Annotated in this window: 18 protein-coding genes; 5 read left to right on the top strand and 13 right to left on the bottom strand. The window is 68.3% G+C overall.

Annotated elements, in window-relative coordinates; all coding sequences use genetic code 11:
• Nucleotides 1-41 precede the first annotated feature (41 nt).
• From VH571_RS09110 to VH571_RS09130, 5 genes are all read right to left on the bottom strand, one after another.
• Nucleotides 42-2,081, bottom strand: a complete 2,040-nt coding sequence (locus tag VH571_RS09110) for an FAD/NAD(P)-binding protein (protein ID WP_423264258.1) — start codon at nucleotides 2,079-2,081, stop codon at nucleotides 42-44.
• Nucleotides 2,074-3,465 carry an NtaA/DmoA family FMN-dependent monooxygenase gene (locus VH571_RS09115; protein WP_423264259.1) on the bottom strand — a complete coding sequence of 464 codons (1,392 nt, stop codon included), beginning with the start codon at nucleotides 3,463-3,465 and terminating at the stop codon, nucleotides 2,074-2,076. Before VH571_RS09115 ends, VH571_RS09110 begins: the two co-directional genes overlap by 8 nt.
• The gene (locus tag VH571_RS09120; RefSeq protein ID WP_423264260.1) at nucleotides 3,462-4,547 is read right to left on the bottom strand and encodes an LLM class flavin-dependent oxidoreductase; all 1,086 of its coding nucleotides are present in this window, start codon (nucleotides 4,545-4,547) and stop codon (nucleotides 3,462-3,464) included. Before VH571_RS09120 ends, VH571_RS09115 begins: the two co-directional genes overlap by 4 nt.
• Nucleotides 4,548-4,681: 134 nt before the next feature.
• Nucleotides 4,682-5,554: a 3-hydroxyacyl-CoA dehydrogenase gene (locus VH571_RS09125; protein WP_423264261.1), complete on the bottom strand. Its 873-nt coding sequence runs from the start codon at nucleotides 5,552-5,554 to the stop codon at nucleotides 4,682-4,684.
• Nucleotides 5,555-5,565: 11 nt separating this feature from the next.
• Nucleotides 5,566-6,201, bottom strand: coding sequence for a TetR/AcrR family transcriptional regulator (locus VH571_RS09130; protein WP_423264263.1), 636 nt, complete (start codon nucleotides 6,199-6,201; stop codon nucleotides 5,566-5,568).
• Between the two features lie 70 nt (nucleotides 6,202-6,271).
• Between VH571_RS09130 and VH571_RS09135 the strand changes: the two genes are divergently transcribed.
• The 3 genes from VH571_RS09135 (at nucleotide 6,272) to VH571_RS09145 (ending at nucleotide 9,280) form a co-directional block, all read left to right on the top strand.
• The gene (locus VH571_RS09135) at nucleotides 6,272-7,795 is read left to right on the top strand and encodes a flavin-containing monooxygenase (RefSeq protein ID WP_423264264.1); all 1,524 of its coding nucleotides are present in this window, start codon (nucleotides 6,272-6,274) and stop codon (nucleotides 7,793-7,795) included.
• A gap of 48 nt (nucleotides 7,796-7,843) precedes the next feature.
• Nucleotides 7,844-8,230, top strand: coding sequence for a hypothetical protein (locus tag VH571_RS09140; protein ID WP_423264266.1), 387 nt, complete (start codon nucleotides 7,844-7,846; stop codon nucleotides 8,228-8,230).
• A gap of 93 nt (nucleotides 8,231-8,323) precedes the next feature.
• Nucleotides 8,324-9,280 (top strand): helix-turn-helix transcriptional regulator, encoded by a 957-nt coding sequence (locus tag VH571_RS09145; protein WP_423264267.1) that lies wholly within the window; start codon nucleotides 8,324-8,326, stop codon nucleotides 9,278-9,280.
• Nucleotides 9,281-9,403: 123 nt separating this feature from the next.
• Here VH571_RS09145 and VH571_RS09150 read toward each other — a convergent pair whose 3' ends face one another.
• Complete coding sequence (locus VH571_RS09150) at nucleotides 9,404-10,873, bottom strand: sugar porter family MFS transporter (protein ID WP_423264268.1); 1,470 nt, start codon at nucleotides 10,871-10,873, stop codon at nucleotides 9,404-9,406.
• Nucleotides 10,874-11,095: 222 nt separating this feature from the next.
• On the opposite strand from VH571_RS09150, the gene VH571_RS09155 reads away from it, so the two are divergent.
• The gene (locus VH571_RS09155) at nucleotides 11,096-11,350 is read left to right on the top strand and encodes a hypothetical protein (protein WP_423264269.1); all 255 of its coding nucleotides are present in this window, start codon (nucleotides 11,096-11,098) and stop codon (nucleotides 11,348-11,350) included.
• 81 nt (nucleotides 11,351-11,431) lie between these two features.
• Here VH571_RS09155 and VH571_RS09160 read toward each other — a convergent pair whose 3' ends face one another.
• Nucleotides 11,432-12,595: an ROK family protein gene (locus tag VH571_RS09160; RefSeq protein WP_423264270.1), complete on the bottom strand. Its 1,164-nt coding sequence runs from the start codon at nucleotides 12,593-12,595 to the stop codon at nucleotides 11,432-11,434.
• A 254-nt stretch (nucleotides 12,596-12,849) separates the two neighbouring features.
• Here VH571_RS09160 and VH571_RS09165 point away from each other — a divergent pair, with 254 nt between their 5' ends.
• Entirely contained in the window at nucleotides 12,850-16,815 is a 3,966-nt protein-coding gene (locus VH571_RS09165) for a glycoside hydrolase family 3 C-terminal domain-containing protein (protein ID WP_423264271.1), read from the top strand.
• A 126-nt stretch (nucleotides 16,816-16,941) separates the two neighbouring features.
• Here VH571_RS09165 and VH571_RS09170 read toward each other — a convergent pair whose 3' ends face one another.
• The 6 genes from VH571_RS09170 to VH571_RS09195 all read right to left on the bottom strand — a co-directional run bounded on the left by VH571_RS09170 (nucleotide 16,942) and on the right by VH571_RS09195 (nucleotide 22,782).
• Nucleotides 16,942-17,709 (bottom strand): ABC transporter ATP-binding protein, encoded by a 768-nt coding sequence (locus tag VH571_RS09170; RefSeq protein ID WP_423264272.1) that lies wholly within the window; start codon nucleotides 17,707-17,709, stop codon nucleotides 16,942-16,944.
• Nucleotides 17,706-18,563: an ATP-binding cassette domain-containing protein gene (locus VH571_RS09175; protein ID WP_423264273.1), complete on the bottom strand. Its 858-nt coding sequence runs from the start codon at nucleotides 18,561-18,563 to the stop codon at nucleotides 17,706-17,708. Before VH571_RS09175 ends, VH571_RS09170 begins: the two co-directional genes overlap by 4 nt.
• Nucleotides 18,560-19,375: an ABC transporter permease gene (locus VH571_RS09180; RefSeq protein WP_423264274.1), complete on the bottom strand. Its 816-nt coding sequence runs from the start codon at nucleotides 19,373-19,375 to the stop codon at nucleotides 18,560-18,562. The genes VH571_RS09175 and VH571_RS09180 overlap by 4 nt, the downstream gene beginning before the upstream one ends.
• On the bottom strand, nucleotides 19,372-20,442 hold the full coding sequence (locus tag VH571_RS09185) for an ABC transporter permease (protein WP_423264276.1): 1,071 nt from the start codon (nucleotides 20,440-20,442) through the stop codon (nucleotides 19,372-19,374). Before VH571_RS09185 ends, VH571_RS09180 begins: the two co-directional genes overlap by 4 nt.
• A 13-nt stretch (nucleotides 20,443-20,455) precedes the next feature.
• Nucleotides 20,456-21,952, bottom strand: coding sequence for an ABC transporter substrate-binding protein (locus VH571_RS09190; RefSeq protein WP_423264278.1), 1,497 nt, complete (start codon nucleotides 21,950-21,952; stop codon nucleotides 20,456-20,458).
• Between the two features lie 68 nt (nucleotides 21,953-22,020).
• On the bottom strand, nucleotides 22,021-22,782 hold the full coding sequence (locus VH571_RS09195) for a DUF1684 domain-containing protein (protein ID WP_423264279.1): 762 nt from the start codon (nucleotides 22,780-22,782) through the stop codon (nucleotides 22,021-22,023).
• Nucleotides 22,783-22,846 lie beyond the last annotated feature (64 nt).

A 22,846-nucleotide genomic window follows, 5' to 3' on the forward strand; every position in this document is an offset into this window, starting at 1 on the left:
CCTTCAATATGGTCGTCCCAGCGGTGAGTGTCCACGATCGGCTAGTCCGAGCCGCCTGACATCAGCAGATCGTGGACACTCACCTCTTCGGCGGACGGAGGGGTGGGAGTGGCGGGAGCGACAGAGGACAGGACGCCGCGGGCGACGGCGTCGTTCTCGCGGAAGGCGAGCGCGTTCGTGCGAGGGCGCGAGAAGGCGCCGACGAACGGCGCCGACGTCGACGGCCCGACGGCGAAACGACGGGGGTGCGCGGTGCCGTCCGGGCGGCGGACGCGAGCATCGGCACCGATCACCGAGACGAGCCCGGTGGCGAAGCGAGGCGCGGCCGCGGAAGCATCGGCGTCGACACCATCGAAACCGACGGCAGGATCCGACACCACGTGCTCGACCCCGACCCCGCTCTCCACCAGATCCCGCAGCACCGGGTTGTCGCTCGTCGACACGCTCTCGGAGGGCAGCCACGCGTCGACGAGGGCCCGGGCCGTCACGATATCGCTCGTGCTCGAGCCGCGCGCCGTGAACAGGCCGGTGGCATCGTCGGCCGCGACCGTCATGCCGGCACCGAAGAACGTGACGATTCCGGCCTCGGCCAGCGCCAGCATCTCTTCCAGACGGGGGCCGGGCGGCCCTGACGACACGAAGCTGAAGTACCGCACCCACCCGCCGCCGAGGTCGCGTTCGCGCGACTCGGCCGTCCAGTTCGGCGCGTCGACAATACCGAGCACGACGCCGTACGCCTGCAGCAGCGACAGGAAGAGGCCCTGGGTGGCACTGTGCCGCGGGTGAGTGCGCCGGTCGAGATCGTCGCGGATGTAGTCACGCACAGCGGCGTCGACGTCGGCAAGGGGCAGGCCGGCAGGCGCCGAGCCGGTAGAAGCGGGCCCCGCAGGAGACAGCCCGTCGAGCGGCCGATCGAAACGCACGAGATCGAGCTCGTCGGCGGGGTCGACCAGCGCGCCGGCGACGAGCTCGTGGCGATCGTCGCCGAACGGGTCGACCGCGTCGAGCCGGGCCACGAACGACTCCCACGGGATGCGCACCCGCGACGGGTGCCCCGAGAAGAGCTCGGCGTAGTACCCGTGCAGCATCTCTTTCGCGATGGCGGGCCACACGTGCTCGCGAAAGTCGAGTCGCTCGTGCGCGGCCACGATCGACGCGGCGATCGGAGCGGAGAAGTACCGCGGAGCCGGAGGCGCTCCCACGAGGGCCGAGGTGATCTTCGAGTGGTACGGCACACCGCGGCCCGAGCCGATAACGATCCGCGGCTCCCGCCCCGACGGCGTGTAGCGGAGCGCCCCCTCGACCCGCGTGAAGCGACCGCCGCGCCCCTCCCCGAGCAGCACCAGCAGGTCGACGGCGGCGAGTCCGAGCCCGCGCACGAGTACCGTCTCGCCAGCGGCGATGCCGGAGAGGTCGGCATCGGCCGTGTACGACGGTGGCAGGTAGAAGAGGTCGTGGGCTTCGGCGAACGCCGCGAGGCCTGCAGACTCCGCGTCGAGGGCGCTCGAGGAGTGACCGAGGGCGTACACCACCGCGTCGACCTCGATCGCGCCGCCGTGCTCCAGCCGCACGCGCTGGCGCCCGCCCGGCAGGTCGTCGACGGCGACCGCCGGATCCTCGTCGTGCGTCACCGTCACCCCCTCGGGCAGCCGCGACAGCGTGCGCCGAAGGAACCAGTCGAGGTAGAGGCTCTGCAGGCGCCTCGTAGGGAAGCTCTTCGGGCCGAGGCCCGCGAGCTCGGCGGCGAGAGCAGGATCCGACGGGGTCACGTCGCGGATGAGACCGTCCCGAACCAGCCGCGCCCACTCGGCGAGGGAGGGCCCGGGCACGATCGGCCCCTCGATGGTGCTCGACGAGTCGGTGAACAGGGTGACGTCCTCGGCCAGCGAGTTGAGCTTCAGGAGGGGCGACTGGTCGAAGCGCCAGATGCGCCCCGGCCCGGCCGGGTGCGGGTCGATGAGGCGGATGTGCAGCTCGCCACCGAACTCGGCGTGGTTCTCGGCGAGGCGTTCGACGAGGCCGATCCCGCGCGGTCCGGCACCGATGATGGCGACGCCCCTCGGCTGCGCGCGGTCAGCCATGGGCGTCGGCGGGCTCAGGTGCCGCTGTCGTCGCGGGGGTCGGCACGCCCGCACCACCCCGACGGGTGAGCGGGGCGCGCAGGCCGAGGTTCTCGCGGAGCGTTTCGCCCGGGTACTCGGTCCAGTAGATGCCGCGCTCCTGCATCGCGGGCACGAGCTTGTTCACGATGTCGTCGAGCCCGGTCGGCACCAGCCACGGGCTGACATTGAATCCGTCGACGACGTGCTGCTCCGAGAACGGGATCAGCTCGTCGGCGATGCTGTCGGCCGTGCCCGCGAAGCCGCGACGGGTGCCGATCTCGATGACGAGTTCGCGCAGCGACAGCTTCTTGGTCTCGGCGAGGGCACGCCAGGCCGTCGCGGTCTCGAGGGCTTTAGCGGCCCGGAAGCCCGCGCCGCGCGTCTCGCCCGTCTCGGCCTGCACCGGGTCGAAGCTCGGCAGGTCTCCGTCGGGGTCGTGCCCGTCGAGGCTCGTGCCCCAGAGCTGCTCGACGAACGCCAGCGCGGTGGCCGGCGTGACCTGGTTCTCGCGCACCCAGCGCACCTTGTCGTCGACCTCCGCGAGGGTGTCGGCGATGATGAATTCCTGCCCGGGGAAGATCTTGAGGTCGTCGGCGGGCCGCCCCGCGGCGACCGTGCGGGCGCGGATGTCGTGCGCGAAGTCGCGAGCTGCCTCGAATGTGTTGTGGGCCGAGAAGATCACTTCGGCGTGGTTGGCGGCGAAGTCGCGCCCCTCCCCGGAGTCGCCGGCTTGGAACAGCACCGGGTGCTCTTGGGGGCTGCGCGGCAGCGATCCCGAGGCGTCGACCGAGTAGTAGCCCGTGTCGTAGTGGAACGGCGCGGGCGCGGCTCCCCACTGCGGTGCCTGCCGATCCACGGCGATGCCGGCCGGGTCGCGGGAATCCCAGACCCGCCGGGCGATCGCGATGACGTCGGCCGCGTGCGAGTAGCGGTCGGAGTGATCGAGGTAGCCGCCGCGACGGAAGTTCTCGCCCGTCCAGGCGTTGTCGGTCGTGACGACGTTCCAGGCGGCTCGGCCGCCCGACAGCAGGTCGAGGCTCTGCAGCCGGTGGGCCAGGTCGACCGGGTCGTTGTAGGTCGTGTTCTGCGTCGCGACCAGGCCGATGTCGCGCGTGATCGCCGCGAGTGCCGCCAGCTGAGTGAAGGCGTCGGGGCGCCCCGCCACGTCGAGGGCGTGGAGTGCACCCAGGTGTTCGCGCAACCGCAGCCCTTCGCCGAGGAAGAACGCCGTGAACAGCCCGCGCTCGGCGGTCTCGATGAGGCGCCGGAAGCTCTCGAACTCGGTCTGCGACCCGCTGTCGGGGTGCGACCACACGGTCGAGAAGTTGACACCCTGAAAGAAGACACCCAGTTGGATGCTCATCGAGAGACCTCCGCGAATCGGTTGACGGCTGCTCCGAGCCCAAGGCTCTCGCGGAGGGTGCTTCCGACGAGGGGCGACCGGAAGACGCCGACATCTCGGAGGCGGGGCAGAACGGCGCGGGCCAGCTCGGCGAGGTCGTGGCCCAGCACGGCGGGCCGGATCCTGACGCCGTCGACGACATCGGTGAGAGAGACCAGGATCCGCGCCAACCCCTCGGCGTCGCCGACGTAGCGCGCGCGACCGCTGCCGGCCCACACGGCGTGCTCGTCCAGAGCCGCGACGCGTTCGACGCCGGTCTGCCCCGCCCGGTCGAGCGCGATCTCGAGTTCGAGGATCACGCGGGTGTCGGCGGGATGAGCAGCACGAGCCTCCCGGACAGCGAGGAGCGAGGCGTCGAGGGGCGCGTCGACCAGCACCACGTCGGCGCCGATCCCCGAGTGGGCGGAGAAGACCGGCAGCTGACCCTGCGGCGAGCGCGGCAAGATCGCCGGGCCCTTGACCGAGAAGCGGTGCCCCTCGAAGTCGGCGTAGTGCACTTTGGCGGGGTCGAAGAAGCGGCCGGTCGAGACGTCGCGGATCACGGCGTCGCCCTCCCAGGTATCCCAGAGGCGGCGGATGGCCTCGACGACGTCCGTCAGTTCTTCGGCGACGAGCGGGGCCGGGAGCGGTACGCGGCCGTGTCGAGCGGCGATCCGGGGATCCTCGTCGCCTTCGATCAGTACTCCGGCGCGCCCGAGCGAGGCCGTGTCGACCGTGGCCGTCTGGGTCGCCAGGTGGAACGGCTCGGTGTAGAGGCCGTGCACGACCGGAATGAGACCGAGAGCGCTGGTGAGCGGTGCGGTGAACGACGCCTGGAGCACGGCGTCGAGGCGGGCCGTCGGGCCGTCGACATCGTGTGGTGGCAGGGGGTGGTCGCTGAAGGTCACGGCGGTGACACCCGCGCGCTCGGCCGCGCTGACGTTCGCGCTGACCCAGGCGGCGTTCAGCAGCTCGCCGGGTTCGGCGCCGGCGTGCCGCCACGCGGCTGGGTGGCTGCCCGCTCCGTCGATGTCGACGATCACGGCGAAAGGAGAGGTGCTCATCTCCATCACCCTAAAGAGCACCCCCGCCCCGGTGCGCTCCCCCACGTCTCGCAACGTAACCCAGCCGGATGACCCTCCCCGATCAGCTGGTGCCAGGGGGTCGGCATCAGCAGATCGGGGAGAGTCACGACCCGCTAGTAGACGTAGAAGCCCTCACCGGTCGCGGTGCCGAGCTTGCCCTTGTCGATGTAGTTCTCTTTGAGGTAAGCGGCGAAGTACTGCGAGCCCTCGTCGGGCGAGGCGACCGACACGTTGTATGCCGTGGTCAGGCCGATCACGTCGAAGATCTGGAACGGACCGAGGGGCGCCCCGGTGCCGATCCGCCAGGTCTTGTCGACGGTCGCAGGATCCGCGACACCCTCGAGCAGCAACCCGGCGGCCGCATTCAGCAGCGGCACCAGCAGAGAATTGAGCACGTAGCCCGCCTTCTCCTTCTTGATCTCGATGGGTTCGAGACCGCTGCGCCGGGCGAAGTCGACGACAGCCTCGTAGACGGCAGGGTCGGTGTCGGTGGTGCCCATCACCTCGGCGGTGTTCTGCTGCCAGACGTGGTTGGCGTAGTGCAGCGCGAGAAAGCGCGTCGGCCGACCGGTGAACGACTTGAGGTCGCTCGGCAGAAGCGTCGACGAGTTCGTCGCGAAGATCGTGTGCTCGGGAGCCACCCCGGCGAGCTTCTCGTAGAGATCGCGCTTGATGTCGAGACTCTCGGGGACGGCCTCGATCACGAGGTCGGCCTCTCTGACCGCGTCGCCGAGGTCGGCGGTGAGCCGGATGCGGTCGAGAGCCGCGCGTGCTCCGCCGTTCTCGGATCCTTTGACCCGGTCGTGCTCGTACACGCCGACGAGCTGCTCGAACCGCGGGCCGGCCGCGGCGACGGCGTCGTCGCTCACGTCGTAGGCGGTCACGTCGAAGCCGTGGAAGGCCGCCTGGAACGCGATCTGCGAGCCGAGAACGCCGCTGCCGAGCACGGTGACGCGCTGGATCGGGGCGATGGGGGAATCGGACATGGGGGTTCCTTTCAGGAGGGGGTGTCGGTGACGTAGATGGCTCGCAGCCAGACCGCGGCGAGGACGTCGAGGATCCCGCCGGGGTCGATGGCAGGAGAGTCGCCGTTGAAAGCGGCGGTGAGCGCACGCTCGTTCATCAGGTTCAGGGCGATGGCGAGCTCGCGGGCGTCGAGGTCGAGGGGGCCGGTCGGGGCCGCGCCGCGAGCCCGCTCGGCGACGATGACCTCGGTCGAGTAGTCGACCCACGACGCCATGGCTTTCGACCACAGAGCGTGCACCTCGGGGTTGCGCAGGCGCGCGGCGACCGCTGCGGCCGAGACCGCACGGTGGTCCGAGAAGACCTCGACGAACACGCCGATCGACTCACGCCAGGCATCGGCCGGAGCCGCCGCGAAATCACGGGGCAGGGCCCCGACCCGGCGCTCGACCTCTCCGATGACGCGGTCGAGGAGGGCCAGCAGCACGTCGTCTTTCGACGAGAAGTAGAAGTAGAACGTGGGGCGCGAGATGCCGGCACCGGTGGCGAGCTCTTCGATCGAGATCTCGTCGAGCGGCTTGGTTGTGAGCAGGCTCTCGGCCGCGACCAGGATCGCCTCCTGTCGCTCGTCTCCCGAGACCCGGGTCGTCCGTCGTCCGCGCTGCACCATTCGTCCACTGTAACGACATTTCTCGACACGGTGTCGACAAACTCAACACAGTGTCGATAAAGTTGCCTGCATGAGCGAACACGTGGATGTGATCATCGTCGGAGCAGGCCTCAGCGGCATCGGAGCCGCGGCCCGCCTCAAGCGCGAACTGCCCGGCAAGACCTTCGCGATCCTCGAGTCGCGCGGGGCGATCGGCGGCACCTGGGATCTCTTCCGCTACCCCGGCGTCCGCTCCGACTCCGACATGTACACGCTCGGCTACTCGTTCCGCCCCTGGAAGGGCGCCAAGGCCATCGCCGACGGCGGGTCGATTCGCGACTACATCGAGAGCACGGTCGACGACGAGGGGCTTCGGTCGCGGATCCTTCTCGGTCATCGCGTCGTCGACGCCTCCTGGTCGAGCGAGACGGCCCTGTGGACCATCACGGCGATCCGCACCGGTGACAGCGAGTACGTCGAAGGCGACGACACAGCAGGATCCGAGACGGTCACCTTCACCTGCGGGTTCCTGTCGGTCTGCTCGGGCTACTACCGCTACGACGAGGGCTTCACCCCCGAGATTCCCGGCTCGGAGTCGTTCGAGGGCCGCCTCGTGCACCCCCAGCACTGGCCCACCGACCTCAACTACGACGGCAAGCGCGTCGTGATCGTCGGCAGCGGCGCCACGGCCGTGACGCTCGTGCCGTCAATGGCGGGCCGCGCCGAGCACGTGACGATGCTGCAGCGCTCCCCCACCTACATCGCCGCAGTGCCGTCGCGTGACCACCTCGCCGACCGGCTTCGCGGGCGCGTGCCCGACCGGCTCGCCTACGGCATCGTCCGGGCCAAGAACATCGTGTCGTCGATGCTCACGTACCAGCTCGCCCGCCGCCGACCCGAAGCCCTGAAGGCGATGCTGCGCAAGTCGGCCACAGATAAGCTGCCTCAGGGCTTCGCCGTCGACACGCACCTCGCCCCCACCTACGAACCCTGGGATCAGCGCCTCTGCGCAATCCCGAACGGCGACCTCTACCGGTCGATCAGCGCGGGCGACGCCGACATCGTCACCGACTGGATCACGAGGATCACGCCCACCGGAATCGACCTGGCTTCCGGAGCGCGACTCGACGCCGACGTCATCGTCACCGCCACCGGCCTCAACCTCCTCGTGATGGGCGGCATGACGCTCTGCGTCGACGGCTCCCCCGTCGATGTCTCCAAGGCCCTCACCTACAAGGGCATGATGCTCGCCGGGGTACCGAACTTCGCCCTCACCATCGGCTACACGAATGCCTCGTGGACGTTGAAGGCCGACCTCGTCGCCTCCTACGTCTGCCGCCTGCTGGCGAAGATGGATCGGTCGGGCATCGCCTGGGTCATCCCCGTCGCCCCGACCGACGTCGCGGACGGCGACGTCGCACCGCTCATCGACCTCCAGGCCGGCTACGTGCTGCGAGGCGTCGGCCTGCTGCCCCAGCAGGGTGCGCGATCACCGTGGCGTCTGCACCAGAACTACCTGCGCGACTTCGGCCTGCTGCGTGCCGGCCGACTCACCCGCGACGTGCGCTTCGGACGCCGCGGCGAGATCGTTCCCCGGAGTGCGCTGATCGGATAGCGTCGTCGCAACCTCCTTGCACGAGCCAGAGGAGGCTGGTTAGGTGTTGTGCACGGGAGGCACGGCGCCTCCCCCGCGACGACGAAGGGTTCGGCCACCATCGACCGCTTCGATCACGCCTTCACCGATTTCGGTGACTTCTTCGAGCCACTCGAGCCCGACCTCCTCTTCGAGTGCTCCGCCTCGGTGCAGGGCGAGCACAACGCCCTCTTCGTCTACCCCGGTCACATCGTCATCGAGGGCCCCGAGGTGCCTGTCGCCCCAGCGTCGGTTGATGTCCAGACCATCGAGTCGTGGACTCTTGAGCGCGAACCCACCGCCGTCCACCTGACCCTTGTCGGCGAGTCCGTCTGGGCTGCTCGCCTGCCGCCGACGCTCGCACCGGTGCTCGAGGTCGCGCTCGGCAAAGTGCTCGCCGACAAGAGGGCCGCGTAGCGCTTCGGTCGAGGTACGTGCGGCCGGATCCTGATCAGGCCGCTCGACGCAAGACGAACCGGTCTGGTGCGGATTTCTGCAACAATTCGGCCTGTGTCGCCCGAGAAGAACAACCCCATCCGCACCGAGGTGGGTGGTCGTGATCTCGATCAGGCGCGAGCCATGTACGAAGACGACTACAACGGTCGAGGGTTCTCGACCGGGTTGACCGAGGCCGACTTCGCCTACCGCTACACGGTCACCGGCGACGACGAGATGACTCTGCGATCTTCCATGTTCCTCGGCGAGATCCGCGGGGCCATTCAGCCCGAAAACGAATACGTCGTCGCCTGGCTGACCGAGGGTCGCGGAATCGTCGATGCCTCGGCCGAGCAAACCGCCTTCGTGCGCGGTCGGCCGATGATGTTCCCGACCGGTAAGCAGTTCGACTTCGAGATGTCGACCTACAAGCAGAGCCTCATCCACTTCAACGCCGGGTTCCTCGAGCGGGTCGCCGCCGAAGAAGAGGGCACCCTGCCCGGCGCCCTGACTTTTCACCACACCGCCATACCGTCGGCGTCGTCCCTCCAGGCGTGGCGCGACACGGTCGGCGAGGTCGCCAAGACGATCCTCCGCGGGGAGGCATCCGCGCTTGCCCGCTCCGAGGCCAATCGTCGCGCCGCTGTCTCGCTCCTGCGCACCTTCAGCCACACCGGCCCGCAGCTGCCCGAGGCGCTGCTCGCACCGCGCAACGGGCGGCTCCGCGAGGCCGTCGAGTACATGCACTCGCACGCCGACCAGACGATCACGCCGACCACAGTCGCGCAGCACGCCGGGCTCAGCCTCCGCGGGCTCCAGGCGGCCTTCAAGAACCAGCTCGACATCTCGCCCACTGACTACCTGCGCGGCATTCGCTACGACCGAGCTCGGGTCGACCTGCTGAACCTGGCCCCGGGCGAGGTGACGGTCTCGGCTATCGCCGACCGCTGGGGCTTCACGCACGCGGGGCGCTTCGCGGCCGGCTACGCGGCTCGCTTCGGCGAGTCGCCCTCAGCGACGCTCGCGCGCTAGCCGCGCTCGCGCCCGCGCGCTCGCTTGCGCGCGCGGGGGAGCGGGCGCGCCGCGAAACCTCAAAATCGACGCTTCTGATCGCGCTGAAGTCGTCGATTTTGAGGTTTCACACCCGGCCGTGAGCTAGCCGCGAGTGACGTTCTGCACGTAGATCGCGCCGGTCGACACATCTTCTTCGAGCTTTTCGAGAGTGCGACCCTGGGTTTCCGGAACTGCGCGCCACACGAAGAACAGCGACACCAGGTTGATCACGCCGAACGCGAAGAACGTGTTCGTGATGCCGAGCCCCGCGATGACCGTCGGAAAGTACAGGCCGACGAACGCGTTGGCGATCCACAGGCAGAAGACCGAGACGCCGATGCCGAAACCGCGCATCTTGAGGGGGAAGATCTCGGAGAGGGTCACCCACGTCGCGACGTTGAGGAACGTCTGCATCGAGCCGACGAAGGCCACGATGAGCACGAGCAGCACCCACGGCCTGGCGGGGTTGCCGGCGGGCAGCACGACCGAACCGAGGCCGATGAGCAGGTGGCAGACGGCGACGAGCGAGAAGCCGAGCAGGAAGGTGCGACGCCGGGAGAAGTGATCCATGATGCGGAGGGCGATGATCGCACCGAGGACGGCGACGATGCCCGGGGCGACGTTGGCGATGAGAGCGGCGTTGGCCGAGAACCCCGCCTCTTTCAGCACCGTCTGGCCGTAATAGACGACCGCGTTGATGCCGGTGAGCTGCTGGGCGACACCCAGGCCGATGCCGACGAGGATGATGCGGACGAACCACTTATTGCGCAGGATCTCGGCGATCGGCAGCGACTTGCGGCTCGCCTCCTCCGACGTCATGGACTCGACCTCGCCGAGCTCCGCCTTGGCGCGCTCTTTCGTGCGCAGAGTCGAGAGCACCTGCAGCGCCTCGTCGTCGCGACCCTTGCTGACGAGCCAGCGCGGCGACTCCGGCATCCGCATCATCCCGATGAAGAGGGCGATGGCGGGAAGCGCCTCGATCGACAGCATGATGCGCCAGACGCCGTTGCCCTCGCCCCAGACGTTGCCGATGAACGCGTTGATGATGAAGGCGAGGAGCTGACCGAACACGATCATGAACTCGTTGCGACCGGCGAGCGACCCGCGGATCTCGAAGGGCGCGAGTTCGGCGAGGAACACCGGCACGACCGTCGAGGCAGCGCCGACGGCGAGCCCGAGGATCACGCGGCCCACGACCATGACGCCGAAAGTCGGCGCGACGACACACACCATGGCGCCGATGAAGAACAGCACCGACATGAGGATGATCGACTTGCGCCGACCCCACGCATCGGAGAGCCGACCCCCGGTGATCGCGCCGAGGGCAGCGCCGAAGAGGAGAGAGCTCGTGACGACGCCCTCGGTGAGGGTGGTGAGCCCGAGTTCGCGCACCATCGGAGACAGGGCTCCGTTGATGACGGCCGTGTCGTACCCGAAGAGGAGTCCGCCGAACGTGGCGATGAGTGCCACTCGACCGAGACGCTTGCTGTGCGGCCCCTTCGTCAGGGGCGGAAGCGCCGCAGCGGCATCCCCGGCCGAGCCGGACCCCTGCTCTCGTGTGCTGGTCGACATCGGAACTCCTTTGTTCTAACAATAGGACAGGGTGACGTTATCACCTTTCCGCCCGGTCGTGCAGTCTGCCCGGTGCGCAACTGCCCACGCTGCTCACACGCCGCTCGCGCCTGGCGCGCCCCTTACTCGCAGGCCCGCTCGCGAGACTCCCCAAATGGCCCATGCAGTCCGCCACGATGGGCCAAATGACGAGTCTCGCGGTAGCTGTGAGATGCTCAAGGCGTGGATGAGCAGAGCCCGATTCAGCCGATGAAACCGGTGCGCTCGCAAGACGCGATTCCCGACCCGGGCCCCTTCGGCTCGACCCGGCGAGCTCTGACGTCGATCGCGACACTCGTCGTGACCTGGATTGCCATCTTCATCGCCACGCAGGTGCTGTATCTTCCGGCGCCGCTTCTCGTCGGCCTCGGCATCGGTGCCGCCGTCGTGCTCGTCGGCACTGACGTCGTGCGGTGGCGCCGTCGACGCCGCCGATAGATGCCTTCGGCCTGCCTCATCACGCAGTTCTAGTCGGAACGCCCGCCCATTCAGCCTATCTCGTGGGCTGAGGGCACCACCTCAGCGATCGACGGGCATCCACGCCGACGCCAGCTCGAGGGCACCCTCGAGCTCGGCCCGCTCCCCCAGCTCGGCAGCCGACACGGTGATCGCGGCGGCGATGGCGGGCTGTGAGTACCGGCTGATCGACGATCGGACCCCTTCGAGCAGCGGCGCGCCGAGCGCCCCGAGCTCCCCGCCGACGATGAGCGCGTCGGGGTTGAGCAGATCGCACAGCTGAGCGAGCACGCGACCGAGAGTACGACCCGACTCGTTCAGGATCCGAGTGGTCACCTCGTCCGCCTCGGCGCTCAGATCGATGCTGCTCCTCTCCCACGCGGGATGCGTCAGCGCGATCTGGTCGCGGAGCGACTCGACGGAGATGACCGCCTCCAGACAGCCGCGGTTGCCGCAGCGACACGACTCGATTCGGCCGGGAAGGTTGATGTGCCCGATCTCGCCGGCGATGCCGGTCGCGCCCATGTAGGGCTGCCCGCCGATCACGAGACCGGCGCCGATGCCGTGCGACGCCTTAACGTAGAGGAAGTTCGCGTGGCCGCGGCCCGCGCCGCGGCGGAGCTCGCCGTAGGCGCCGAGCACGGCGTCGTTCTCGACTCGGACGGGCACGCCGAGGCGCCTCTGCAGTTCGTCGCGGGGTGCCAGCTCGACCCAGCTCGACAGGATCGTGGGTGATCTGACCCGGCCGGTGCGGGCGTCGAGGGGCCCGGGAATGCCAGCCACGACCGATCCGACCGCCGCGAGACCGGAGTCGCGCACGATCCCGGCGAGCATCTCGGCGGCCAGGTCGAGGGCCTCGAAGGCGCGGAGGTCGACGTCGAGCTCGCGCGACGCTTGACCGAGGAGCACCCCACGCTCATCGGCGACGGCGACGCGCACGTGATTGCGGCCGAAGTCGATGCCGGCGACCGGCGAGGACGAGGTGGTGGCCACGAGACGGGTGGCGGGGCGGCCGCTGCCGGATCCTGGGCCTTTCTCTTGCTGCGCGGTCTCGTAGACCCGACCCTCGTCGAGAAGACGCCCCACGGCCTGATTGACGGTGCTGCGCGACATCTTCGTCACCGCCACCAGTTCGGGCCTGGTCGTGCCTCCCGACGAGCGGATCAGGCCGAGCAGATCGTCGCGCGTGCGATCGCGGACGGAGACGTGCTCACCCTGGCCGGACATGGCAGAACTCTAGAGCCAAAATGCCACGAACGGTTTTGTTCGGTCATCGATCAAAAAACGTGAATTATTCTTGAGTTTGTTCGTTGACAGGCCGAGAGCCTCGCGCATAGCGTCCTGAGTGTTCCGTCACAGGCGGACTCGTCAGATCACGCGGCAAGGACGCCGAGAGGCACGCACACAGGGGTGTTGCGCGGCTGTTCCGAGACGCGACGACTGTTGTCAGAGAGGACAACTCAATGCATCACGAAAGTTCTGTGCCTCAGGAGAGCGCACTGCATCAGGCCGAGCGGAGGCCCATCCGGGCCGCCTGCAAAGCCGCCATCGCTCTCGGCATCTCGGGAGCCCTCGTCATCGCCGGGGCGAATTTCGCTTCTGCAGCGACCACCAACCCCAACCAGGGGCCGCTCGAGAAGGCCAACGCCGCACTCAGCGAGAAAACCGCCACGCAGGGCATGGTGCTTCTGCAGAACAACGACCAGGCGCTGCCGATGGCCAAGACCGGCACGGTTGCCGCGTTCGGTGTCGGAAGCTACGCCACCGTCAAGGGCGGGACGGGATCGGGCAACGTCAACAACCGCTACCAGATCTCGGTGCGTCAGGGTCTGGAGAACGCCGGGTACCAGGTCACGACCAGCCCGGCCTACTACGACGCTATGAAGTCGGCGTTCGATACGAAGTACGGAACCGCCAACGCCGGCGGCTTCGGCCCGTCGATCGACTACTCGTCGGTCGAGCAGCGTCTCACCCGCACCTCGGTTCAGCCGACCGCACCGACCGACACCGCGCTGTTCGTCGTGTCGCGCAACTCGGGCGAGGGCTCGGACCGCTCGAAGGGGGCCGGCGACTACCAGCTGACCGACACCGAGAAGGACGACCTCCAGCTCATCGGGCAGACCTACAAGAAGGTCGTCGTCGTGCTCAACGTCGGCGGCATCGTCGACACGGCGTTCTTCGACGACATCAACAAAGCCGCAAACGACCCCGACGGCGGCAAGCCGCTCGACTCGATGCTGCTGATGAGCCAGGCCGGCCAGGAATCCGGCACCGCGCTCACCGAGGTGCTGAACGGAACGGTCACCCCGTCGGGAAAGCTCACCGACAGCTGGGCCTCGAAGTACTCGTACTACCCCGCGTCGGCGACGTTCGCCGGCAACGACGGCAACACCGCCGAGGAGCAGTACAGCGAGGGCATCTACGTCGGCTACCGCTACTTCGACTCGCAGTACAAGAAGGTCGACGCCACCGATCCGGCGAGCGTCGTCGAGTATCCCTTCGGCTACGGGCTGTCGTACACGCAGTTCCAGGTCGAGCCGAAGTCGGTCGCCGCCACGCCCACCTCGGTCACCGTCAAGGCCAAGGTGACCAACGTCGGCACGACCTACTCGGGCAAGGACGTCGTGCAGACGTACTTCTCGGCACCGCAGACGGGGCTCGACAAGCCCTACCAGCAGCTCTCCGGCTACGCGAAGACCGACTCTCTCGCGCCAGGCGCCTCGCAGACGGTGACCATTCGGTACAACACCACCGACATGGCCTCCTACGACGAGTCGAAGGCGGCCTACACGCTCGAAGCCGGCGACTACGCGATCCGCGTCGGCGACTCCTCGCGGAACACGCGCGTCGCAGCGAAGATCCGGCTCGACTCCACGGTCACCACCGAGCAGCTCGCCAACGAGCTGAACGACCAGAAGCCGACCTCGGAGCTCACCAGTGACCCGGCCGACTTCTACACCTACCCGGAGGAGAAGGCGCAGCTCGCCGACGCCCCCGTCGTCAATGTCGCTTCGTCGTCGTTCACCACCGTGAACAATGCGTCGGAGTTCGAACAGGACGTCCCGGTCGGAACCGACTCGCCGTACTACGCGATCGACAAAGACACCATCTCGTCGGTCACCGCCTACCTCAACAGGGCGACGACCGATTGGGAGGGCACCGGCGCACCGTATGCGGCAAAGACCGGTGAGACGACAGAAGCGGTCACCGTCGACCCCGCCGGAACCCTGTACGACGTCCAGTCGGGCAAGATCACGATGGAGCAGTTCGTCGCCGGTCTCAGCGCCACGCAGCTGGCGAACATCGTCGAAGGTGCCAGCGCCGCCGGAACGACGGCCACGGCCGTCGGAGCAGCGGGCTACACCACCGCGAAGTACGAGAACCTCGGCCTCCCCGGCATGACACTCGCCGACGGCCCCGCAGGCCTGCGGATCACACAGAAGATCTCGTCCACTCCGGCGACCTACCAGTTCGGCACGGCTTGGCCGATCGGCACGCTCCTCGCCCAGACCTGGGATCCCGAGCTCGTCGCCCAGGTCGGCAACGCGGTCGGACAGGAGATGTCGGAGTACGGCGTCTCGCTCTGGCTCGCCCCCGGCATGAACATCCACCGCGACCCGCTGAACGGCCGCAACTTCGAGTACTACTCCGAGGACCCGCTGCTGAGCGGCCTGACCGCGGCGGCCATGACGGAGGGCGTGCAGAGCGTTCCCGGTGAGGGCGTCACGATCAAGCACTTCTACGGCAACAACCAGGAGAGCGCCCGCACGACGAGCAACGACGTCATCGGTGAGAGGGCCAGCCGCGAGATCTACCTGCGCGGCTTCGAGATCGCGGTCAAGAGTGCGCAGCCGATGGCGCTCATGACCTCGTACAACAAGATCAACGGCAGCTACGCCTCGGGCGACTACGACCTCGACACCGACGTGCTCCGGGGTGAATGGGGCTTCAAAGGGCTCGTCATGACGGACTGGGGCGCAGGCCCCCGCACCGGAGCGACGGGTGTCATGTATGCCGGAAACGACCTGATCGAGCCCGGCGGAAACCCGAACGAGATCCTGAACGCCCTCAAGAAGATCACGCCGACGATCGACGTGTCGGGTCTTCCCGCCTACACCAAGACGGTCACCCCGACCCGCACCTCGTACTCGTGGCAGTTCGGCGGCCTCGTGCCGTCGGCCACGGGCACGCAGTCGATCCCGACGACGGTCAACGGCAGCACCGACCTCACGAAGGTGCCGGTGTCCGGCACGACGACCCGCGATGCGATCAACAACGAGACGTTCCAGGCCAACGCGCCCTACGCCTCGGTACAGGCCGCGTACGCCGACGTGCAGTCGCTGCTCTCGGGCACGGCTCTGACGGCGGCCCAGAAGGCCGGCATCACCGTCACGGACGTCGTACACCAGGATCCGTCCGACGCCGCTTCGGCCGTCGTCTCGTACACGGTCACCGTCAAGGGCGACTACCCGGCCACCGGCTACAACCTGCGTCTCGGAGACCTCCAGCGCAGCGCCAGCCGGGTGCTGTCCACCGCGATGCAGACGGCCGGCTTCGAGCAGCTCGCTGCCGCGCAGGGCGTCTCGGGCGTCAAGGTCGTTCCGTACACCGGCCAGTTCGACAACCTGACGAACTACCTCACGGCGACACGCGGCGCGGTTCTCTCGAACCAGACCGGCACAGGCCCCTCGGTCGCGATCGGCGCAACCACGGCTCCGAACGCGAAGGGTTGGTACTCGAAGGCGGTGGCGGTCACGGTGACCTCCACCGATGACGACGCACAGCTCTACGTGTCGGTCGACGATGGCGAACTGCTTCCTTACACGAAGCCGATCACCGTCACCGACGAGGGCGAGCACGCGATCCATGCCCTCGCCGTCGGAACCGACAGCTCGATCTCGAAGCTGGCCAAGGCCACGATCAAGATCGACACGACGGCTCCGACCACCTCGGTCACCAGCGCCGCGAAGGGCAAGCTCACGCTCGCCGCCACGGATGCGCTCTCCGGTGTCGCCTCGATCCAGTACTCGCTGGACGGGAAGACCTGGAAGACGTACTCCGGCACGGCAACGGTCTCGGGTGCGGTCAGCTACCGGGCCACCGATGTCGCGGGCAACGTCAGCGCGGTGAAGAAGGTGACGGTGGCGGCCGCTCCGGCGACCAAGCCCGTCATCACGAAGCAGCCGGCGGCGTCGGTCAAGGTGAAGTCGGGTGCCACGGCGACGATGTCGGCGGCGGCCTCCGGGTCACCGACCCCGACCGTCGTGTGGCAGCGGAGCACCAACGGCGGCAAGACGTGGGCGGCCATCGCGGGTGCCACTTCGAAGACGTACTCCGTCAAGCCGACGTCGGTGTCGAACGGCCGCCTGTTCCGGGCCGTGTTCACCAACTCGGCCGGAAAGGCGACGACCATGTCGGTGAAGCTCACGGTCACTGCGGCGAAGTGATCTAGGGGTTTCTCTCCCCAGCGGCGAGACTCCAGGAGGTGCGGGTGCGACGGTTGTCGCACCGCATCGACTGGAGTCTCGCCGTTTCGTGGTGGAGGCAGAGAGGGAGCGGGGGCGGCGGGCGGGTCAGCGCTTGGGCAGGCGCGGCACAGCAGCCAGGAGCTTCTGCGTGTACGGGTGCGCGGGCGCGGCCAGCAGCGACGCCGTCGGACCCTGCTCGACCACCCGGCCGCTCTCCAGCACGAGCGTCTCTTCGCAGAGCGCCGCGACCGTGCCGAGGTCGTGCGAGACGACGACGACCGTCAGCCCGTCGGCGGACAGCGACGACAGCAGGTCGACGATGCGCACGCGCGTCGACAGGTCGAGGGCGCTGACCGGCTCGTCGGCGATGAGGAGGCGGGGCCGCGCCACGATGGCGCGGGCGATCGCGATGCGCTGGCGCTGACCCCCCGAGAACTCGTGGGGAAAGCGAGTCGCGGCATCGGCGGGAAGCCCGACCGACGTCAGAGCTGCGGCGACGCGCTCGCGGACGCCGGACGCCCGCGACTCCAACTTCAGCGACCGCAGGGGCTCGGAGACGATGCGCCCGACGTTCTGACGGGGGTCGAGCGACGAATACGGATCCTGAAAGACGGCCTGCGCGAACGTGCGGTGCGATCGAAGGGCCGCGCGATCGCCCGCATCGAACCGGACGCCGTTCGTCGACAGCGTGCCCGTCGTCGGCCGGGTCAGCCCGAGCAGCAGTCGCAGCAGCGTGGTCTTGCCGGCACCCGACTCTCCGACGATGCCGAGGTTGCGACCGGCCTCCACCGAGAAGCTGACGTCGGCGAGGGCGGGCGCGGCACCCCGGTACGAAAAGCCGAGATCGGTCGCCTGCACGAGAGGGGCGGTCATGACGGCCTCCCGGGCGCATCGAGGGCGTCGTCGAGCACGCGGGCGCCGGCGACGAGCTCGGCCGTGTAGTCGGAACCGGGGGCATCGATCAACACAGCGAGGGAGCCGCGGTCGACCACTCGGCCTTCTCGCAGCACCACGACGTCGTCGGCGACCCGTGAGACGACGGCGAGGTCGTGGCTGATGAACAGCAGCGCCATGCCGCGATCGGCGACGACGCGATCCAGCAGGGCGAGGATCTCCGCCTGGACGCTGACGTCGAGCGCCGTGGTGGGCTCGTCGGCGATCAGCAGCTTCGGTCGGGAGGCGAGAGCGAGGGCGATGGCCACCCGCTGGCGCTGACCGCCCGAGATCTCGTGGGGGTACGCCGATGCGATCCGATCAGGATCCGGCAGACTCACCTCCACGAGCGCCTCCCGTACGCGGTCGAGCACCTCGGCCCGGCTCAGCTTCTGGCCGCTTCGTGCGGCAGTCCGGCGCACTGGCTCGGCGAGCTGGCGTCCGACGCGCATCAGCGGGTCGAGCGACGTCAGCGGCTCCTGGAACACGATCGCGACCTCGCTCCCCCGCAGCGGCACGAGAGCGCGTTCGGCCGTGCCGATCACCTCATGGCCCGACAGCCTCACCGACCCGGTACCGACGAGGGCCTCGGGCAGCAGACCGAGCACGGCCAGCGCGGTGAGCGACTTGCCACTGCCCGACTCGCCGATGATGCCGAGTCGCCTGCCCGGAGCGATCGCGAACGACAGCCCGTCGACGAGCGCGACACCGGACGCCCCGCGGATGGTCAGGTCGGTCACGATCAGACCCGAAGGATCCGTCGCGGCAGTCGCTGATGCAGCTGTAGCGCTCACGCGCGCCCCCTCCGAGTCGGGTCTCCGACGTCGCGCAACCCGTCGGCCACGAGATTCACGCCGATCACGAGCACGACGAGCAGCACGCCCGGTGCCACCGCTCCGATCGGAGCGACGAGAACGGTGCCCTGCGCCTCCTGCAGGATGCTCCCCCACGACGCATTGGGCGGTGGGCTACCGAGGCCGAGGTACGACAGGCTGGCCTCCGCGAGCACGGCAAGACCGAACTGCAGGGCGAGGTTCACCACGACCGTCGGCCAGATGTTCGGCAGGACGTGCTGGAGGATCAGGCCGGGCCAGCGGGTGCCCGACACCCGGGCGGCCGTGATGTAGTCGAGGGAGAGCACTCGTTTGGCCAGAATCCTCGTCAGTCGTGCCACGACAGCGCTCATCGCGAGACCGATCGCGAGAATGGCCGAACCGAGCGACGCTCCACTAGCGGCGACCACGAGCATGGCGACGAGCAGTGTCGGGAACGCGATCAGCACGTCGAGCACCGCCGACAGGCCGTCGTCGAGCCAGCGCTGGGCGAATGCCGTGGCGAGGCCCAGGGCGATGCCGAGCACGCCGCCGATCGCGACCGATCCGGCGCCGACCTGCAGGGCGATGCGGGCGCCGATCATCAGCTGTGTCAGCAGGTCGCGCCCGAGTTTGTCGGTGCCGGCCAGATGGGCGGCCGACGGAGGTGCGAGACGACCGCCGCCGATGTCGGACGGCGGGTACGGCAACCAGAAGAACGACACGATCGCGGTGGCGAGGATGATGCCGACGAGAACCGCGCCGATCGCGAGGGTGATCGACCGACGCCTCACGAGCGCACCGCCCCGGTGTCGGTGGTACCCGGCAGGGCGGCGACCGGCACGGCTGTGCTCGCCGGGCCGATGCCGCGACGGCGACCGCCACCGCCGCTGCCATCGCCGCGGTTACCACTCACGCTGGCCCGAAGTCGCGGGTCGACGAGTCGCTGGGCGGTGTCGGCGAGGAACCCGACTATCAAGACGGCGAACGTGCTGACGAACAGCACACCCTGGATGTCGGGGTAGTCGTGCTGCGCGATCGACGTCAAGAGCATGCTGCCGAGCCCCGGCAGAGCGAAAACGCTCTCGACGACGACCGCGCCGAGGAACGTCGTCGCCAGCTCGATGCCGAGGATTGAGATGACCGGCACCGACGCGTTGCGGAGGCCGTGCCGCCACATCGCCTCGGCGAAGGAGGCGCCGAGTGCCCTCGACGATCGGAGGTAGTCGCTGCCGAGCACGTCGAGCACGGCGCTCCGCACATACCGGGTCACCGAGGCCGCCATGACGATCGCGACGGTGATGACCGGAAGGGCCAGGGAGCGAAGTGCTGCGGCAGGATCCTGCCAGTCGTCTTGCGGAAATCCGCCGGCGGGCAGGAGCTGCAGGCGAAGTGCGAAGAAGGTCACCAGGAGCACGCCGATCCAGAAGACCGGCACGGCGATTCCGAGCTGCGACACCGCCGACAGCGCGACGCCGTACCAGCGGTGCGACTTGTACGCCGCGATGAATCCGACCGGGACGGCGATGATCACCGCGAGCACGAAGGCCAGGAGCGTCAGCGGCACCGTGACGACGAGACGCTGGGCGATCTCGGGGCCGACCGGGAGCCCCGAGATGTACGACGTGCCGAGATCGAAGCGGGCGAGCTGCGAGAACCAGCGGGCGAACTGCTCGATGACCGGCAGGTCGGCACCGACGTCGGCCCGGGCCGACGCGATCTGCTCCTTGGTCGCCCCGACCGACAGCAACGCGTTCGCCGGGTCGCCCGGCAGCAGCCGGAGCAGCACGAACAGCACGATCGACGCCAGCACCAGGGTGACGACGAGGAACGCGAAACGTCGGATCAGATACGAGACCATCGAGCGGGAAAGCCTACTTCTTCACGATGTCGTAGGCGTAGAACTGCGAGTTCAGCCCGTTGACCGGGTAGCCCGTCAGCTTCGACGAGGCGACGACGATCTGCGGGTAGAGGTAGAGCCAGTCGGAGGCGGCGTCGTCGGCGATCTGCATGTTGACCTTCTTCAGCAGAGCGGTCTGCTCGTCGGTCGTCGAGGCCTGCTCGGCCTGGTCGACCCAGCCGGTCACCTGCTTGTTGTCGTAGCCCCAGTAGAAGTCGGGGTTGCCGTAGAAGACGACGTCGCGGTCGTTGACGTGCTCCTGCATCGTCGCCTGGAAGTCGTGCTTCTGGTACACCTTCGAGTACCAGGTGTCGGGCGTGATGATGTTGATCTTCACGGTGATTCCGACCTTCGCCAGGTCGCTCTTGATGATCTGCGCCGCGGCGGGGTGCGGGTCGTAGTTCGGGGTGTCGAGCGTGAAGGTGAATCCGTCGGCGTAGCCGGCCGCGGCGAGCTCCTTCTTGGCGAGGGTGACGTCGTAGGGGTTCACGCCGGTGAGGTCTTCGTACCAGGGGTCGGTCGGCGGAACCATCGAGCCGATGAGGGTGCCGTAGTCACCCCAGATCGAGTTCAGAAGCTGCTTGTTGTCGATCGCCGAGGTGATGGCCTTGCGCACGCCGACCTTGTTGAACGGCGCCACCTTGTCGTTGAAGGCGAGCAGCAGCTTGGTGGTCGACTTGCCGTCGGTCACCTTGTACGACGAGTTGCCCGTGAACTGGGCGAGAGCATCGGGGCTCTGCTCGCTGGTGACGACGTCGACGGCGTTCGTCAGCAGCGCGTTGTTGAGCGCGGTCGCGTCGGAGTAGTAGTGGAACACGACTCCGGCGTTCTTCGCCGCGGTGCCCCAGTAGCCCTTGTACTTCGTGAGGCTGAGGGTGGAGCCGCGCTTCCAGGAGTCGAGCTGGTACGGGCCGGTGCCGTCTTCGCTGGTCTTCAGGTTCTTCGCCGCGCTGTCGATGATCCACACGTAGCTCAAGTTGTACGGGAGCGAGATGGAGCGGCTGGAGAGCTTGACGACGACGGTCGAGTCGTCGGGGGTCGACACGCTCGAGATCGGCGCGAGGCTCGACTTGCGGGCCGACTGCGAGTCGTCGGCCAGCACCTTCTCGATGCTGTATTTCACGTCAGCGCTGGTCAGCTTCGCCCCCGAGTGGAAGGTCACCCCCGACTGCAGGTCGAACGTGTAGGTGAGGCCATCAGCCGACTTCTTGAAGCTCTTCGCGAGGAGGTTCTCGACCTTGCCGGTGTCGGTGAGGCGGAACAGGCCCTCATAGACGTTGCCGTTCAGCGCCTCGGTGACTCCCTGGCCACCGCCGGCGGTGTTGTCGAGGTTCTGCGGCTCGTAGACCGAGCCGATGTTGATGGTGGCGTCGGCGGGCTTGGTCGACGAGCTCGACGTGCCGGAGCACGCGGCCAGCGCCAAGGCCGAGACGAGCGCGATGCCGGTCGCGAGACCGAGTTTCTTCTTCACGGGAGGGACTCCTGGGTGGGGCTGTGGTGGGGGTGAGGGCTGTGCCGGGGTGCGTGTTTGTGGGGGCGTCAGTGCTGGTGGATGTCGAAGCCGTCGCGCAGCACGACGTCGCGCTCACCGGCCAGCACCGGTCCGGCGAACCGGTTCTGCTTCGGCGGCAGCGGGCAGTTGTACTGCTCCGAGAAACCACACGGCGGCACGAAGGCCTGGTTGAAGTCGAGCACGACCGGGCCGGCGTCGACGAATCCGGCGTCGCCCGACGGGCGCTGCACGAACAGGAAGCGGCCCGACCCGTAGGTCGAGATCGACGGGTCGGAGCTGCCGTTCGTGGCGTCCCCGAAGACGAGCAGCAAGACGCCGCCATCGTCGAAGGCGCTCAGCCGGTAGTCGACGCCGTCACGGCGGAACGTGATGTCGCCGGGCACGACGAGGTCGCGCGACGAGCCGTTGTCACGGATGTGCTCGAAAGGGACGACGCGGTCGCCTGACACCGGCGTGAACGCGGCTTCGATCACCCAGTCGGGGTCGAACGGGAAGAGCGAGATCGTGTCGAAGTGCTCGATCGCGGGCGACGCGGAATCCCAGAGACGGATGCCGTGCTCGGGGCGGCCGGTGTCGAGGTCGGCTCGCGTGAGCCTGGTGACGGTGACCGTGCTCGGCTGACCGTCGAGAGCCTCGTCGTCGGTGATCTCGGTGCCCTCGCTGAGCCAGCGGGTCTCGATGAGCGCCAGGTTGCCCTGGGGCGACGTCACACCGGCGAGGCGGCCTTCGCGCCAGGAGTCTCGTCCGCTCTCGGCGGTGGCTGCTGCGGTATCGAGGGTGTCGGGCACTGGTCGATCGTTCCGTTTCTCGCTCGGGGTGTCCAGTCACGGTTACTCCCCGTGACGGGCGGAG

The sequence above is a fragment of the Frondihabitans sp. 4ASC-45 genome (assembly GCF_049472575.1).
GTDB lineage: Bacteria > Actinomycetota > Actinomycetes > Actinomycetales > Microbacteriaceae > Frondihabitans.

Bases quoted from the DNA above. Each gene is read 5' to 3' on its own strand.
- VH571_RS09130 (WP_423264263.1), bottom strand. From the start codon at position 6,201: ATGGTGCAGCGCGGACGACGGACGACCCGGGTCTCGGGAGACGAGCGA.
- VH571_RS09150 (WP_423264268.1), bottom strand. From the start codon at position 10,873: ATGTCGACCAGCACACGAGAGCAGGGGTCCGGCTCGGCCGGGGATGCC.
- VH571_RS09160 (WP_423264270.1), bottom strand. From the start codon at position 12,595: ATGTCCGGCCAGGGTGAGCACGTCTCCGTCCGCGATCGCACGCGCGAC.
- VH571_RS09115 (WP_423264259.1), bottom strand. From the start codon at position 3,465: ATGAGCATCCAACTGGGTGTCTTCTTTCAGGGTGTCAACTTCTCGACC.
- VH571_RS09120 (WP_423264260.1), bottom strand. From the start codon at position 4,547: ATGAGCACCTCTCCTTTCGCCGTGATCGTCGACATCGACGGAGCGGGC.
- VH571_RS09185 (WP_423264276.1), bottom strand. From the start codon at position 20,442: ATGGTCTCGTATCTGATCCGACGTTTCGCGTTCCTCGTCGTCACCCTG.
- VH571_RS09110 (WP_423264258.1), bottom strand. From the start codon at position 2,081: ATGGCTGACCGCGCGCAGCCGAGGGGCGTCGCCATCATCGGTGCCGGA.
- VH571_RS09170 (WP_423264272.1), bottom strand. From the start codon at position 17,709: ATGACCGCCCCTCTCGTGCAGGCGACCGATCTCGGCTTTTCGTACCGG.
- VH571_RS09135 (WP_423264264.1), top strand. From the start codon at position 6,272: ATGAGCGAACACGTGGATGTGATCATCGTCGGAGCAGGCCTCAGCGGC.
- VH571_RS09125 (WP_423264261.1), bottom strand. From the start codon at position 5,554: ATGTCCGATTCCCCCATCGCCCCGATCCAGCGCGTCACCGTGCTCGGC.